Source organism: Aporhodopirellula aestuarii (assembly GCF_023701485.1).
Classification (GTDB): domain Bacteria; phylum Planctomycetota; class Planctomycetia; order Pirellulales; family Pirellulaceae; genus Rhodopirellula; species Rhodopirellula aestuarii.
In genome coordinates this window covers 1-14632 of sequence record NZ_JAMQBK010000031.1, presented here as the reverse complement: position 1 = coordinate 14632, position 14632 = coordinate 1, and the positions used below count along the sequence as shown (strand labels likewise).

The window sequence follows — 14632 nt, the reverse complement described above, 5'->3', positions numbered from 1 at the left end:
TCCTGCTTTCCCAATTCCGACTATTACGCGTTTCGTCGGAGTCGATTCGATCCCAAAAGATGAATCGACACGGTAACGCAGGCCCCAAAAATCCCCGCTAGAAACACACCCGCTGATGAATCTCGCTCAAAAATTACGCCAACGTCTCGCCCGCATGGTTGCCATGGATGCTTCCGGACGCGGTGTTCAGGCCAAGATTTCGGCTGATCGCGGTCGCTTGTTGCTCGAGACGCTCGAGGGGCGACAGATGATGGCGGGGGATGTGGAGCTTTTGTTCACCGATCCCTCTGCGCCGGCGGAGAACGTTTCCGCGTTCAGCGACGCGTCAGCCACGGGCACATCCAGTACCGATCGCGGTACGTCGAGCCTCGCCGCCGAAGGTGAACAGGGGATCAACCTCGTCGAGCTTGCCAAGTGGCTCGATCAAACCGGGTTCGAATTCTACGGGGCAAACTGGTGCCCAGCGTGTACCGAACAGAAGCAATTGTTTGAAGATGGCAGCAAGTACCTTCCGTTTACGGACGTGACGTTACCCAACGCGACCCGCTCGCAAGACCCGCAGTTTGCGAGTTTGGGAATCACGATTTACCCCACCTGGATATTCCCTGACAACACGCGTCACGAAGAAGTCCTCACGATCGAAGAACTGATCCAGGCAAGTGGATTCGTTAATCCGACCGACGAACGCCCCATGTTCGAAACGATCGGCTCGCAAACGGTTGCGATCGGCTCGCCGTTGCACATTCCGATCGACGCCTATGACGCCGAAGGCGGACCGCTCACGGTGACGGTTTCGGTCGCGAACCCGGCGCTATTGTCTGCCGAAGTCATCACGGGCAACCGGTCGCTGCGGTTGGACATGGACGGCTATGACGACATGGTTTTTGAACTGTTTGAACAACGAGCATCCGTCGCCACCGAACGCATCGTGACGCTTGCCGAGAGCGGTTTCTACAACGGGATCATTTTCCACCGCATTGACGGTGACTTCGTCATTCAGGGTGGCGATCCAGGTGGAACGGGAACGGGCGGATCGTCGCTGGGCACGTTTGATGATGATTTCCATCCCGATCTGCAACACAACCGGTCGGGTGTGCTGTCGTTTGCAAAATCATCAGACGACACCAATAACTCGCAGTTCTTCATCGCCGAAACCGATGCCCGATTCCTGGACTTCAATCACTCGGTGTTTGGACAACTCGTCGAAGGCGAAGGCGTTCGTGAAGCGATCAGCCAAAACCACACCGACGCCAACGAAAAGCCCACCAATACCGTACGTATCAACAACGCAACGATTTTTGAAGACACCGAAAACTCGGTCGTGATGTTGAAGGCGCTAGGCGGCACCGGAACAACAAACGTTACGTTCACGATCACCGACAGCGATGGCAATCAGTTCCAAGAAGTCGTCTCGGTCACCGTGACCGAAGACCTCAGCATCCAAGGCGTCCCGATCAACAGCCAACCGTACCTCAAACCGATCGCTGACCCGATCGTCACGAGCAGTAACGTGGCACAATTGCAACTCGAAAGCGTTGACGTTGAAGGCGACCCGGTCCGGTACTTTATTGGCGGCACGAGTTCGAGCAGCGCGACCGCGGTGGTGAATCCGACTACGGGATTGGTCGAGGTCACCGCCGCCAATGGCTTTATCGGCAGCGTCAACGTGTCAGTGGGTGTCTTCGCCGAGACCGGTGCGGGCAGCGCATCGGATACTCAAACCGTCACCTTCACGTTTGACGATCAGGCCATCGCGGTCCCAACTTCGCTCGACCTGCGAGCCTCGAGCGACTCGGGTTCGAGCAACACGGATAATGTCACCAATGTCGGTTCCCTGACGTTTGACATCACGGGTGTAACCTCGGGCGCCACCGTCCAAATCATCGACACGTCGGACAACACCGTCATCGGTGTCGGCACCGCAACGGGGAGCACGATTGCGATCACAACCAACAATCTCTCGGCGATGGGCCAGGGCAGTTACACGTTGGCCGCTCGCCAAGTGATCGATAGCGTCGCCGGCGACCTCTCGCCTTCAATCACCGTCGTCTATGACACCGCGGCACCGACTTTCGACGTAACCAACGTCAAGACCACCGGTAACGTTAGCACGGCTTACACGACCGACCTAGTCAGCGCCGAAGAAGGCAACGGCGCCACCTACTCGCTGTCGACCTTCCCCAGCGGCGCGACCATCGTTGCGGGAACCGGCGTGATCAATTGGACGCCGACGGAAGCACAAAGCGGGGCGAATACCTTCACCGTTACGCTGACGGACAGAGCGGGTAACGTTCGCACCGAAACCTTTTCCGTCACCGTCGCTGGTGAACCACTCGCCGGCATCAAACTCGAAGCCACCGACTTGAACGGCAACGTGATCACCTCGCTCGACGTTGGCGACAAGTTCCTGCTGCGTTTCTACGGTACTGACGAACGCGCTCGCGGTAGCCAAGGCGGGATCTACGCCGCATACGCCGACGTCGTCTTTGACGGAACGCTTGTCCGTGCGGTTCCCGGAACCAGCATTCAATACGAAACCACGTTTGGTAACACTCGGTCGGGAACCATCGGCACCGGACTGATTGACGAGCTGGGTGCCGTCAGCAGCGGGACGACTCCTTCCAACGAAGTCGAAACGCTGATCGCAACGATCCAAATGGAAGCACTCGCCGCAGGATCGGTCAATTTCGTAACCGATCCCGCCGACGGATCGAACCGCGAAGTGTTATTGTTCTTTAACAACAACAATATCCCCGCCGACGCGATCGCTTATGGCAGCGTTTCGCTGGCGATCGGACAATCGTTTACCGCGCTCGCAGACACCTTCACCGTTGCCGAAGACAGCGGTGCGACCGTGCTGAACGTGCTCGCCAACGACACCATCACCTCGGGTACCGGCACGCTCTCGGTGGTCAGCGTGACTCAGCCGACCAGCGGCGGAAGCGTGACTCTGAGCGGTGGCGAAGTTCGCTTCACACCCGCGACCGACTTTGTCGGAACGGCCGAGTTCACATACCGCGTCTCCGGTCCTGGCGGGGTTCAAGAAACAGTACCGGTGACGGTCACCGTCACGGGGATAAACGATCCTCCTGTCGGTGTGGATGACACGTTCATCGTCGATGCGGACTCTACCGCAAACTCACTCGACGTGCTTGCCAACGAAGCGGATACCGCCGAAGCCGGTGAAACCCTCACGGTCACCGGCGTCACGACTCCGACCAACGGCGGTACGGTGACGATCGCCAGCGATGGCAAATCCGTCAACTACACGCCCCCCGCCTCGTTCGTCGGCACCGACACCTTTGAGTACACGCTCAGCGATGGAACGAGCACGGACACCGTTTCAGTTACCGTGACGGTCAACCCGACCGACAACCCGCCGACAGCCGTTGATGACGCGTTCCCGGGAACGGGAGGCACCGCGATTAACGAAGACGCGGCTCAGGCGAGCTATGACGTGTTGGCCAACGACACGCGAGATAGCGATAACCAAGAGTTTGTGATCACCGCGCTCGGCACACCTTCGGCAGGCGGTACCGTCTCGATCGGCAACAACGGCACCACGCTGTTGTACAAACCGAAAGCCAATTTTAACGGCACTGAAACCGTCACCTACACCATTCGTGACACCGGCGGCGGACTGGCTACCGCGACGGCGACTTTCGTGATCACCAGCGTCAACGATGCCCCACCGATCTCCGCAGGTTCGATCACATTGGTGAAAGGTGCGACCGCATCAACGGTGCTATCGATCTCCGACTTGCCAGCAAACGTGGATTCGGGCGAGACATTGAAATTTGTTGACCTGACCACGCCGACGAGCGGCACGGCCACGGTGTCTACCGACGGACAATCGATCTCGTTCACGCCTGCCGACGCCGACTTCACCGGTGAAGTGACGTTCGACTTCTACGTCGAGGACTCCAGCGGATTGAAGAGCGGCCCGGCAACGATGACCGTCACGGTCGCCGACTATCAACGCCGCGCGATCGAAGTCAAATTCCGCAGCAGCACGTTCGGACTGCTTACCGGTGACTTGTCACAGTTCACACTCACCGGCACTGACCTGCTGAATCAAACGGTGACCTTGCCGCTCAACCACAGCAGCGTGGAGGTGACCGCCAATGGCATCCGGGTGCCTAACCTGTTGCCCGGTAGTTACAAACTCAACGTCCCAGCGATTCCGTTTTTGCACAACGGTGACGAAGCACAGACGATCGATATCAGCAGCGATGTGGATGAAGGCGACGAATCGATCGAGTTGAATTTGGGTCCCATCAAAGCTCAGTACTACAGCGTCTCGGATTGGTTCGGATCGGCACCACGAATCGCCGTTTTGGCCGCCGTGAACCCTGGCAGTTCGGCCGTCTACGCCCAAGCGTCCACGGCTGCCCTTGACGAGGTCTTCGATCTGCAGGTGCAGCTCAACGACACCGGTTCGGCAGTGACGGTGAACGCGATGAAACCAGCCGCCTCAGGCTCGACAAGCACCGACCCTGTCTCGGTCGGCTTGGCGGCGAGTGTGACCGATGCGACTGTCATTCGACAGCGTGGCGAGTCGGGTGAAATGAAATTGGTGCTCGTCAGTTTGGAAAACAGCTCGGGTGCTTTGAATCTGACCGAGTCCGGCACTTCGACTGCCACCGTGGCTGCCGCAGCTTCGTCCGTCAACGACGTCTTCGTGCCCGCCGGCGAGCCGCTCTCAGCCGCCGCGTTGGCGACTCTCGAGGAAGAAGCATCGGACGAATCGAGTGACGAGGTCAGCACGTTGGCTGCCTCGGGAGAGCCACTCTCGGGCTCGTCTTCGTCGCAACAAACGGCGAGCGTGGATGCTGCAATGAACGATGTTTCGGAGACTTTGGAGCTGATTTCACGTCCCGGAGAACGGATCGCGGAACAGGCTTCAGAGAGCGTCCAAACGTTCACCGAAGCGGTGGATCAGGTCTTGACAAACACTGAGGAAGCCTAATCGGGGGGGTGTGCGGTCCCGATTCGACGAAAACACGGAAAAACACGTGGTTTTTGTCGGTCAGGAGGGTTGCAGGTTTTCGAGTATCGACATAACACTTGCAGCCACCACGAAGTGGAAACGATTTTGTTTTCCCTCGTTTTACAGTCTCAGTTTCCAATTTACAGGTGCAGCCCATGCCCGCAGCCATTCCACCCAAAGCGCCCACTAAGACCCAAATTCTCGCCAACATCGCCGAAGAGACGGAGTTGAGCAAGAAAGACGTCGCCGCCGTCTTGGACGCGCTCGCCGCTGAAATCGAAAAGTCGCTCAAGAAGGGTGGGCCCGGCCAATTCGCAATTCCTGGACTTTGCAAAATCGTCCTCAAAGACGTTCCTGCCAAACCCAAACGAAAAGGTCGCAACCCAGCCAACGGCGAAGAAATTTGGCTCGCGCCGAAGCCAGCTAGCAAAAAGCTGACTATCCGTCCGCTCAAGGGCCTTAAGGAAATGGTCTAATCCGTTTCCCGGATTTGGATCAAGTCGTCAACGACGCACGCCTGCCTTCCTCTCGATTGTCATCGGGACGGAGGGCAGTTTCATTCTGATCTAGAGATAAATCCCACGGTTTGTTATTGACCTGTTTTTGGTCTCTTGTCGGTGCCGGGGTGATAGCATGATTCTCTTGCAAAGCATCTATCAAACGCGTGTTCTCGCTGCGCTGCTGATCGCTTCTTTGTGCCTCGTGGCATTCGACAACGCGTCCGCGGACGATCCGCAGTCCTTGCCAGCAGTCGGCCCCTGGATGGCCGTCACACATGTTTTCCAGGGCGACGAGCCGCAGCCCGCCGAAACGCATCACGTCGTGTTCAGCAACGGCATCTACTACGATTTTCCGTCCGACCCGAAACAACCCTGGACGATTTTCGATCTGCCCCGCTCGAGTGTGGTCCTTCTCGACCGCGAGCGTCAAATGCGGACCAGCGTTGCGACCGAAGATCTGATCCGCTTGTCCGCCCGCGCCGAATCCGAAGTTACCGATCCCGCCGACCGCACACGATTCGGGATGGACGCTCAGCCGACCCGCGTGAGCGAAAACGAGTTCGATGTCGCCTACGCCGAGACGCACTACCGCGTGACCGCGATACGGCCTGACTCTCCAAGCGTCGCCGCCGAGTACGGCCGCTTCGTCGATTGGGTCTGCCGGCTGAACGTCGCTCGCCCACGAGGTGTGCCACCGTTCGCCCGGATGAAACTCAATGCGATCATGACGGACCACCATGTCATGCCGCGAGAGACTGTCGTCACCCTGACCCGCCACATCGGTGTCGACCGCACACCAGCCAAAATTCGGTTACGCTCGACAACGACGATTCACGATCAAATCACCGCTTCCATTAACAAACAAATCAAAGACACGCAGTCGATGCGTGTTCTTTTCCAAGAGATCCCGTGGGATCAATACGAGCACTGAATGTATCAATCCAATACAGGGATTCCCGTGCCACCTCAATCCGAGGAAACCCCGAGCGGCATCGCTCCAACGCGGGCTCACCGTCGCCGCCAAAGTGCTCCCAAAAAACTCACGTTCGGCAAACGTCTTGAACTGTTCGGTCTGCGCTGGTTCTTCACGCTTATCCGCCGCACCGTGCGGATTCGAGTGATCAATGACCGCCGTGACCAGATTCGGTATCAATCCGATCGTCAGTTCATCTACGCGATCCTGCACGCCCACCAAGTCGCCGCGGTTGCGTTATCCGACCCGAACACGGGTGCGTTGGTGTCACGGTCACGCGACGGCGATCTGCTCGTTCCGTTGCTCGAATCGTGCGGCTGCGTGCCGATCCGCGGCAGCAGCGGTGAGGGACGCAAAGGCGGGGCCACAGCGCTCTCGCAACTGATCCGCCACTGCCAACAAGGACATCCTGCCGTGATCGCCGTAGACGGCCCTAAGGGGCCCCGTGGCAAGGTTCAGAAAGGGGCCGCGATGTTGGCCCAGAAAACTGGCATCCCGATCCTACCGGTCGTCCTCGTCGCCCGTCGCCGTTGGCTGTTCGCCAACGCTTGGGACCGGATGCAGCTTCCGATCCCGTTCTGCCGTCTCGATTGCCGTTTTGGCGATCCGATTTACGTTCAGGAAAGTGACGACCTCGCGGCGATCGCCGGCCAAGTCGAGACGTCTCTTGAGCGTCTCGAATGGGCGGAGGATCCCGACGAAGCCGCGATCATCCATGCCCGAAAGCCGGCAAACGAGCTCCCGCAAGCTGCCCAAAAAGCAGCCTAGCACCGCCCATCGTCGCCCAGTGTCGCCGAATCGCTCCGCGATTCGCTCCACACCCATCCAGCCGCGGAGCGTCTGGCCACAATTCAAGGCTGAACCACAGTCGCCGAATCGCTCCGCGATTCGCTCTTCACCCACCCGGCCGCGGAGCGTCTGGCCACAATTCAAGGCTGAACCATTGTCGCCGAATCGCTCCGCGATTCGCTCTTTAACCACCCATCCGCAGAGCGACTGGGCGACTTACGCAACCGGTTTGACTTCGTAGCCGCTGCGATATTCTCGCCGCAGGTAGGGGTTCGCCAAATCGGCATGCTCACCCACGAAACGCTCGGTCCTAGGATCGTGCTCAAGCATCGGGCAGGACACCAAATCGTTCGCGTCGGCACCGAACAGGCTCAGCGGCGCGGTCATGTCATCCATCACCGCATGCCACTGGGGTAGGTCGCTCGCGGCAGACAGTTGCTCCGCATCGAAGCTGCCCCCGGCTCGGAATCCGACGTTGGCCAAGTTGCACCATCCCGTGCTGTGGTGACCGTTTTCAATCGGTGCCGCCAAACTGGACGCATCACGGCTGCGGACGGCTTCGACGAAGTTATTCACGTGTGCCGGGATCGTGCTGACTTTCGCCTTAAACGTTCGGACCTGTTTTCCATCCTGATCCACCACGCGACCGATTCCACGTTGGCCGAGGTAGGTGCCGCCTTCGCAAACGATTGCGTAGCCGCTGTTCGGCGCCGCGACCTTCATCTTGCCTTGGACCGACCACGGGCTCTTCTCGCCCGGCTTCGATGGCAGGTTGCTCAGTGCGATCAGGGTCGGAAAGGTTTCGGTTTCGAACAACGCAAAGTGCACGTTCGGGGTTTCCCCCGCATCGTTCCAGCCGATCCGCCCGCCGCCGCAAATCAGACGACTCGGCGTTGAAACTTGGTCCTGGTACGCGACGTTACGAATATCGTCGAGGATGTGCACGCCCCAATTGCCCATCTCACCGCTACCGGTGTTCCAGTCCCAGTGCCAATCGTAGTGAAAGTTATTTCGCATGATCGGCTCGTCCGCAGCCGGGCCGAGCCACAAGTCGTAGTCGACGCCTGCTGGCGGAGTCAGCGGCGTGTCGCGTTTGCCGATCGATCCGCGAATCCCAAGTCGATTTGCTTGAACATACTTGATTTCGCCGAGTTCCTTCGCCTCGTGAAGGTACTGACGTGCCTCCATCTGGATCGGATCGCTGCGTTGTTGAGTGCCGAGCTGGACAATGCGTCCTGATTTCTCGGCGGCCAACACGACTTGCCGTCCTTCCCACTGTGAGTGCGACAACGGCTTTTCAACGTAGACGTCCTTGCCGGCTTCGATGGCCCAAATCGAGGCAAGGCAGTGCCAGTGGTTGCACGTCGTGATCGCGACCGCGTCGATGTCATCCGAATCCAATGCCGTCCGCAAGTCTGTGACGGCCTGCGCGTTGTATTTACCCGCCAGCATTTCGGCGCGTCCCTTGTCCGGGTCGGCGACCATCACGACTTTGGCACCGGGTGTTCCGTGGATTGCACGAGCGATTTCGCCACCCCGTCCGCCCGCACCGAGTACCGCCATCCGGACTTCTTCGTTCGCTCCCGCTGCGCGAGCAAAACGGGGCAAAGCTGCACTTCCGATACCCGCTGCAGCGAGGCCGAGGAGGTGACGACGATCAATGCGTGGCATGGAAACCGATTGCCGGCGGGGTGTGCTATTGGAATTCATAAACTACCAAAGGTGGGTTGTGTAAGGAGGGAACGCGTGGGGGCGCTTGGCGGATGAGTCAAACCATCAAACAGGTGGACTTAGACCAGACGTCAACCGACATGCAATCACGCCGCATTTTATCCGAAAGCAGCCACAGGTGTTGTGAAAGGGAACCAAACTGACGGTACTTTTGATTTGGAAATGCACCCCGACCAGCCAATCGCTTCGCCCATCAAAGACAACCAATCTCAGGAGCTGAAGATCGAGGAGAGCGACCTCATAGTGTGGCCGGGCACGCCACTGATCGGATCGGCCAAGGCGTTGCCGATACGATCGGGATGCGGTCGAGCAGGACTCACTCAACCCAACTCGAGACGCTCAGTATTAGCCCGGATATTGCACGCGATTCGTAGGCCGTATCGCATCAACCATTGCCAAGCCGGAACTACGGTCGCAAATCGATTGATTTTGAAAATAACAGAATGTATTTCGAGCAAATCAGGTTGATGCGGATACGGCAGGATTGTTCGCGACCTCAGTCCGGCCTACGCAATATCCGGGTTAGAACGCGAGGCTGGCGATCAGACATTCTAGCCGGCCCGGTTTTTCGAGCACGTTATGAATCCCGTTCTCGCGTGCCACCGTCCGTTGCTCCAGGTTGGCAAGTCCGGTCATCCACACGTGACGAGCCTCGGGGGCTCGCTCACAACGCTCTCGCCAATCCTCGGGCGTCGTCGCAGGAGCCGCCGACTCGTCCCAAAGAACCGTCGCAAAGCCACTCGACGTTCGATGGGTCAGCTCACGCTGCCACCGAATCATTGGTTCCAACCGCCCGCTGTCGTGCAACAGTCCCGCGAGCGCATCGAGATAACTCTCGGCATCGGCAAATCGCGATGCCACGATGGCAATCGGTCCGACGATTGGCTGCGTTGGTTCATGCAGCTGATCCGAATCGTTTTCAATTGCGGAGGACTCCCCCGTAGCCAATCGCACGTCGCCGGATTCGGCTTGTTTCTGACTTGTTAGCCAGTGCGGTAAGAATGTGGGGGCTTCGTCGGAGGAAACCGAATCGACCCAAATCGGCGTCTCGCAGGATCTCGCATCCGCCGGACTCGCCGCGATGCGGGGCTTCGTTAACGATGCAAGCGGTGAAGGTGACTCGGGCAAACGAACGGTCGACGCGACCAACGGCCCGCGTACGACGAGAACTTCGGCTTCGGGATACAGGGAACGAAAACGAGCGTAGCCGACGCCGTCGATCGCCAAACGCGTTCGCTCGTGACGGTTCGTTTGAGCCACGATCACGTGGGTGGGCATCTGTCGGGGTGGCGATTCCAGGGCTTCATCGATGCCATAGCGGACTGCAATCGTGTCGCAATGTTTTTGGCAGATTCGCCAAGCCGGTCGCATTTGACGGTGTTCGTTATCGCCGACCCACAGCAGTCGATCGCAGCCGAAGGCTTGCTCGTCGCCAGCGGCCGCTTGCTGGCTCCGAAGGAGCGCGAAAGGCGGTGAATTAGAGCGTGATGTTTTCATCAATGGCTGCTTCGGCTTCTTTCAAAATCAACCAAGCGTCGCCGGGCGAATCGCTCGAACGCAGCCCATCGAGGAACGCATCGTCAGAAACCAACCGGCTGAGTTTTGCGAGAATACGCAAGTGACTCGAATCGTCATAAGAGCAGATGAGGAAGAAAATGTCGGTCAATTGCCCCCGGTTGGAGAACGGCAATCCCGCCTGACAAATCCCGAGCGCGAGTACGGAGTCGGCCAGGATCGAGGTCTGCGGGCGGCGGGGGTGCAATAACGCGACACCATTGTCGAGCGCGGTCGGATGCAATTTTTCGCGTTCGGACACCGCTTGGGCCATCGCCGGGGCGTCCCACAGCATCCCGGTCGTGGCGGCCAAGTTGGCCATCCCGCGGATCACGCTGCCGCGGGTCCGTGCGGATAACGGGTTGGCGATCAAATCGACGGAGCAAATTTCACTGAGTTTTCGCGCGGGGGTGTCCGAGCTTCGGTGCAGCACCCGCCGGACTTCGTCCAGCTCGTTGGGGTCGCTCAAACCGATCCGTTCCTCGAGCCAGTGGTGGATTTCGGCTTCGTTGAAACGCCACTGACCCCCGACCTTGCGACCAGGCAAATTGCCGCGAGTCACCATTTTGGTGATTTGATCAGGGGTAACGTGCAGGTATTCGGCAAGCTGGGGGATATCGAGGTCTTCCATGGGATTTTCAATCGGCAGTAAACGTTTGGCTTCTATCCACACTTCCCTTGACGGAAGTCACACAAAATCGGTAAATCGACTCAAGTTATTCCAGCGTCGAGCCGACGTCGACGTGCCCACACGGAGTATTTTGTTTGTCTACCGCATCGGACGACCGGTTATCGTTACGCCAGAGAGGATTCTGGCTAGTGGGGGCGTTCGTACTTGCCGCACTCGCACCATCGGACCGCGTGTCCGCCCAGAACGGATTTTCACCTACCCCGCTAACGAACTTGGCGCCGATTGGTCCCTCCGGGTCCGGAAACGTCTACCCTCCGTCGAATTCTGGCAGCATTTACGGTGCCAACCCGGCCGGAGCCAGCGTTTCGGGGTCCCTCAGTCCCACCACGCCGTCGTTTGATCCCTACGCGACCTCTGGTGGAGCCACTCTCGGTGGCTCCGGATTTAATTTTGCCCCGCCTGGATTCGGCGGCAGCACGGTCACACCGCTGGGCACGCCCACTCCCACCGGCGCGCCCTCCTACTCGGTAGGACCGAGCGTCGGCCCCAATCCCTCCTATCCCAACGGCAGTTTACTGGGCGGTCTGTTTTCTGGAAATTGGTTCCGCAGCAACAGCGGCACGGGCCTGTACCAAGGCGCGGGCTACCCGTCGGCAACGGCTGCTCCTTACAACGCACCTTCTGTTTACGGATCACCCCCGGCTTACGGTGCCGCCCCGATGGGCAGCGGATCGCTGTACGGGAACGGACCGATTTTGTCGCCGTCATCGCCTTCGGGATACGGTGGCGATCCATTCCCAGCGTCCGCCTATCCATCAGGTTCGCCGACGTCGCTCTTCCCCAGCGGACTCGGTGGCCCGGGGTACGGCGGCACGCTCCTCCCCGCCGGGCTGTTTTCCGCCGGCGGTTTCAACGCCTACCAATTGCTCCACGGCCCTCGACTGCGTCACTCATTTATCGGTGGCGGTGGCGACGATCAAGACGACCTGGGGATCAACCAGACGGACGTGTCGCTCGGCTTCGCGTTTGGTAATTTTTTCTACAGCAACCGACCGCTCTACGTCGTCCCCTCGTTCTCGCTGTACCTCTTCGACGGACCGATGACGACGGCGAGCAATAACGCTGATCTCCCTGGCAGCGCCTACGGCGGCTTTCTCGATTTCGGATGGCAATCGGATCCCAACCAAATCATCGGGAGCGAACTCGGATTCCGCGTCGGTGCGTTTTCAGATTTTGATACCTTTAACTCCGATAGCGTTCGGTTCATGGGCAAAGGGCTGGTGTCGTTTCGCCTGACTCCCGCGTCGACGCTCAAAGCCGGCGTTTATTACCTGGACCGTGAGAGCATCAAGATGCTGCCCGCGGGCGGTCTACTCTGGCAACCGGACCCTTACACCCGTTTCGACATCTTCTTCCCTGAACCCAAGTTGGCGAAATACTGGCGCACGATCGGAACACAGGACGTGTGGTGGTATCTCGCCGGTGAGTACGGTGGCGATTCGTGGACAGTCACACGCAATTTCACCAATATCGAAGAACGCGTCGACGTCAATCAAATCGCCGTCACATTCGGTTGGGAATGGGGACGCAGCGACCTGATTCGCGCTGGACAACGCACCGCGTTCATCGAATTCGGTGGCGTCTTCCAACGAGAACTCAAATATGAATTCTCCCCCGACGATCAAGATCTCGGCGAAGCTTTCATCGTCCGCGCCGGCTACGGATACTAACCCCCACGTGGCCGATCGCTCCGCCGATCGAGTTCCCCCAAACACGAAACAACCACCCACCGATCATCCGCGTGCGACAACTCACTCAAGGGATCAATAACCATATTTTGACCAACGCCGACGTTTGGTCACCTGACGGCCAGTGGATCTACTTTGACTCTCGCAGCGACGGTGATGGATCGATCTTCGATAGCCAAACGCTCGGACGCGTGCACGTGCCGAGCGGGCGGGTCGAGACTGTTTTCGAGGCCCGGCAGGGTGCATGCGTTGGCGTTGTCACAGCCTGCCCCACCGATGACCGCGTCGTATTCATTCACGGTCCTGAGAATCCGACTGCAGCGTGGCAGTACAACGCCTATCACCGCCGAGGCGTTTTGACGATTCCCAATCGGCCCGAGCAAACCTGCAATCTGGACGCTCGCGATCTGTCGCCGCCGTTCACACCCGGTGCGCTACGGGGCGGTTCACACGTGCATGTGTTCAGCGGCGATGGCAAATGGGTCAGCTTCACGTATGAAGACCACGTACTGGCGACCGATAAGCACCCCGCCGCCCGACTCAATCAACGTGGGGTCGGAGTCAGCGTCCCGACCCGCGGCGTAGACGTCCCCAAGACGCATCCACGCAATCATGACGGGACACACTTCAGCGTTTTGGTCACGCAAACTTGGGATCGCCCGACACCAGGCAGCGACGAGATCAACCGCGCCTACAGCGACGCGTGGGTTGGTATCCGCGGCTATCGAAAAAGCAATGGCGAACGCCAGGACCGAGCCATCGCTTTCCTCGGTGATTGCCTCGACGAACAAGGGGCCACCATTACAGAGTTGTTCATCGTCGACGTCCCCGACGACGTCACCGTCGCGGGCGACTCACCACTGTGTGGCACCGAAACGAACCGCCCCTCACCGCCAGCGGGCACGCGCCAGCGACGACTCACGCACACCGTAGACCGAAAACATCCCGGCATCTCCGGTGTACGGCATTGGCCCCGCAGCAGTCCTGACGGAGAGCGAATCGCATTCCTGATGCGAGATGAACGTGGCGTGTCGCAGCTGTGGCTCATCTCCCCTCGTGGTGATAACATGCGCCAACTCACCCACTCTCCCACACCGATCCAGTCCGCGTTTACTTACCGCAGTGACGGTCGTACCATCGCTTGCGTCATCGACACCCGCGTCTGCGAGGTGGACGTAGACGATGGTTCTATTCACGCGTTAGCACCAAAGGTCAACTCTACAGATTCCCCTCTGCGTCTCGCATGCGTGTACAGCCCCGACGGAACTCAAATCACCTACTTACGTCGGATCGCTACTCCCGCCGGCCCACGCAACCACATCTTCGTGGGCTCCACAACGCTACGCCCTCAGCAGTTCGTCGATTCGTGAAGCGATCATCTAACGGTCCTGCGGGAGAATGAGATTATCGGAATCCGTTCAAGGAATGGACCACACAAAACGGTTCGAATTCACGCAGCCCACGCCTCCAGCCAACTAACATCGGCTCGTTTCGGGTTCATAAATGAGGGACACCGACGCCAGTCCGCCCCAACCTCCTTTGCGACGCTCGAACTCGATGCCAGATCCGATTACCATGTCGTTGACGTTTTTCGATCCCACTTGTCCCCATCGTACGAATCCCATCACCCTCCCTCAGGACGTCGATTGTTTGAGTGCCTTTTTAGCGGAACGGCGCGAGCCGTCCGGTCCCGAGCCACCGGACGGCTCGCGCCGT

Annotated in this window: 9 protein-coding genes; 6 read left to right on the top strand and 3 right to left on the bottom strand. The window is 58.9% G+C overall.

Translation table 11 applies throughout. The annotated features are described in order from the left end of the window. The first annotated feature begins 115 nt into the window (after positions 1–115). The 4 genes from NB063_RS11800 to NB063_RS11785 all read left to right on the top strand — a co-directional run bounded on the left by NB063_RS11800 (position 116) and on the right by NB063_RS11785 (position 7231). The gene (locus NB063_RS11800) at positions 116–4969 is read left to right on the top strand and encodes an Ig-like domain-containing protein (protein WP_250928931.1); all 4854 of its coding nucleotides are present in this window, start codon (positions 116–118) and stop codon (positions 4967–4969) included. Positions 4970–5145: 176 nt separating this feature from the next. Continuing rightward, a complete protein-coding gene (locus tag NB063_RS11795) occupies positions 5146–5466 on the top strand; it encodes an HU family DNA-binding protein (RefSeq protein WP_009095042.1) in 321 nt (106 codons plus the stop codon). A gap of 157 nt (positions 5467–5623) precedes the next feature. Then, positions 5624–6421 carry a hypothetical protein gene (locus NB063_RS11790; protein ID WP_250928930.1) on the top strand — a complete coding sequence of 266 codons (798 nt, stop codon included), beginning with the start codon at positions 5624–5626 and terminating at the stop codon, positions 6419–6421. Further along, positions 6422–7231, top strand: coding sequence for a lysophospholipid acyltransferase family protein (locus NB063_RS11785; RefSeq protein ID WP_250928929.1), 810 nt, complete (start codon positions 6422–6424; stop codon positions 7229–7231). Between the two features lie 237 nt (positions 7232–7468). On the opposite strand, the gene NB063_RS11780 is transcribed toward NB063_RS11785, so the two are convergent. From NB063_RS11780 to NB063_RS11770, 3 genes are all read right to left on the bottom strand, one after another. Beyond that, positions 7469–8923 (bottom strand): Gfo/Idh/MocA family oxidoreductase, encoded by a 1455-nt coding sequence (locus tag NB063_RS11780; protein WP_250929142.1) that lies wholly within the window; start codon positions 8921–8923, stop codon positions 7469–7471. A 582-nt stretch (positions 8924–9505) separates the two neighbouring features. Continuing rightward, on the bottom strand, positions 9506–10480 hold the full coding sequence (locus NB063_RS11775) for a hypothetical protein (protein WP_250928928.1): 975 nt from the start codon (positions 10478–10480) through the stop codon (positions 9506–9508). Next, positions 10461–11168: a PTS sugar transporter subunit IIA gene (locus tag NB063_RS11770; RefSeq protein ID WP_250928927.1), complete on the bottom strand. Its 708-nt coding sequence runs from the start codon at positions 11166–11168 to the stop codon at positions 10461–10463. Before NB063_RS11770 ends, NB063_RS11775 begins: the two co-directional genes overlap by 20 nt. Before the next feature lie 134 nt (positions 11169–11302). Here NB063_RS11770 and NB063_RS11765 point away from each other — a divergent pair, with 134 nt between their 5' ends. Further along, positions 11303–12898 carry a hypothetical protein gene (locus tag NB063_RS11765; RefSeq protein WP_250928926.1) on the top strand — a complete coding sequence of 532 codons (1596 nt, stop codon included), beginning with the start codon at positions 11303–11305 and terminating at the stop codon, positions 12896–12898. 71 nt (positions 12899–12969) lie between these two features. After that, positions 12970–14286, top strand: a complete 1317-nt coding sequence (locus NB063_RS11760) for a DUF3748 domain-containing protein (protein WP_250928925.1) — start codon at positions 12970–12972, stop codon at positions 14284–14286. Positions 14287–14632 lie beyond the last annotated feature (346 nt).

What these genes read in the sequence shown, in the direction of transcription:
- NB063_RS11780 (WP_250929142.1), bottom strand. Translation starts at nt 8,923, where the DNA reads ATGCCACGCATTGATCGTCGTCACCTCCTCGGCCTCGCTGCAGCGGGT.
- NB063_RS11800 (WP_250928931.1), top strand. Translation starts at nt 116, where the DNA reads ATGAATCTCGCTCAAAAATTACGCCAACGTCTCGCCCGCATGGTTGCC.
- NB063_RS11790 (WP_250928930.1), top strand. Translation starts at nt 5,624, where the DNA reads ATGATTCTCTTGCAAAGCATCTATCAAACGCGTGTTCTCGCTGCGCTG.
- NB063_RS11770 (WP_250928927.1), bottom strand. Translation starts at nt 11,168, where the DNA reads ATGGAAGACCTCGATATCCCCCAGCTTGCCGAATACCTGCACGTTACC.
- NB063_RS11785 (WP_250928929.1), top strand. Translation starts at nt 6,422, where the DNA reads ATGTATCAATCCAATACAGGGATTCCCGTGCCACCTCAATCCGAGGAA.
- NB063_RS11795 (WP_009095042.1), top strand. Translation starts at nt 5,146, where the DNA reads ATGCCCGCAGCCATTCCACCCAAAGCGCCCACTAAGACCCAAATTCTC.
- NB063_RS11775 (WP_250928928.1), bottom strand. Translation starts at nt 10,480, where the DNA reads ATGAAAACATCACGCTCTAATTCACCGCCTTTCGCGCTCCTTCGGAGC.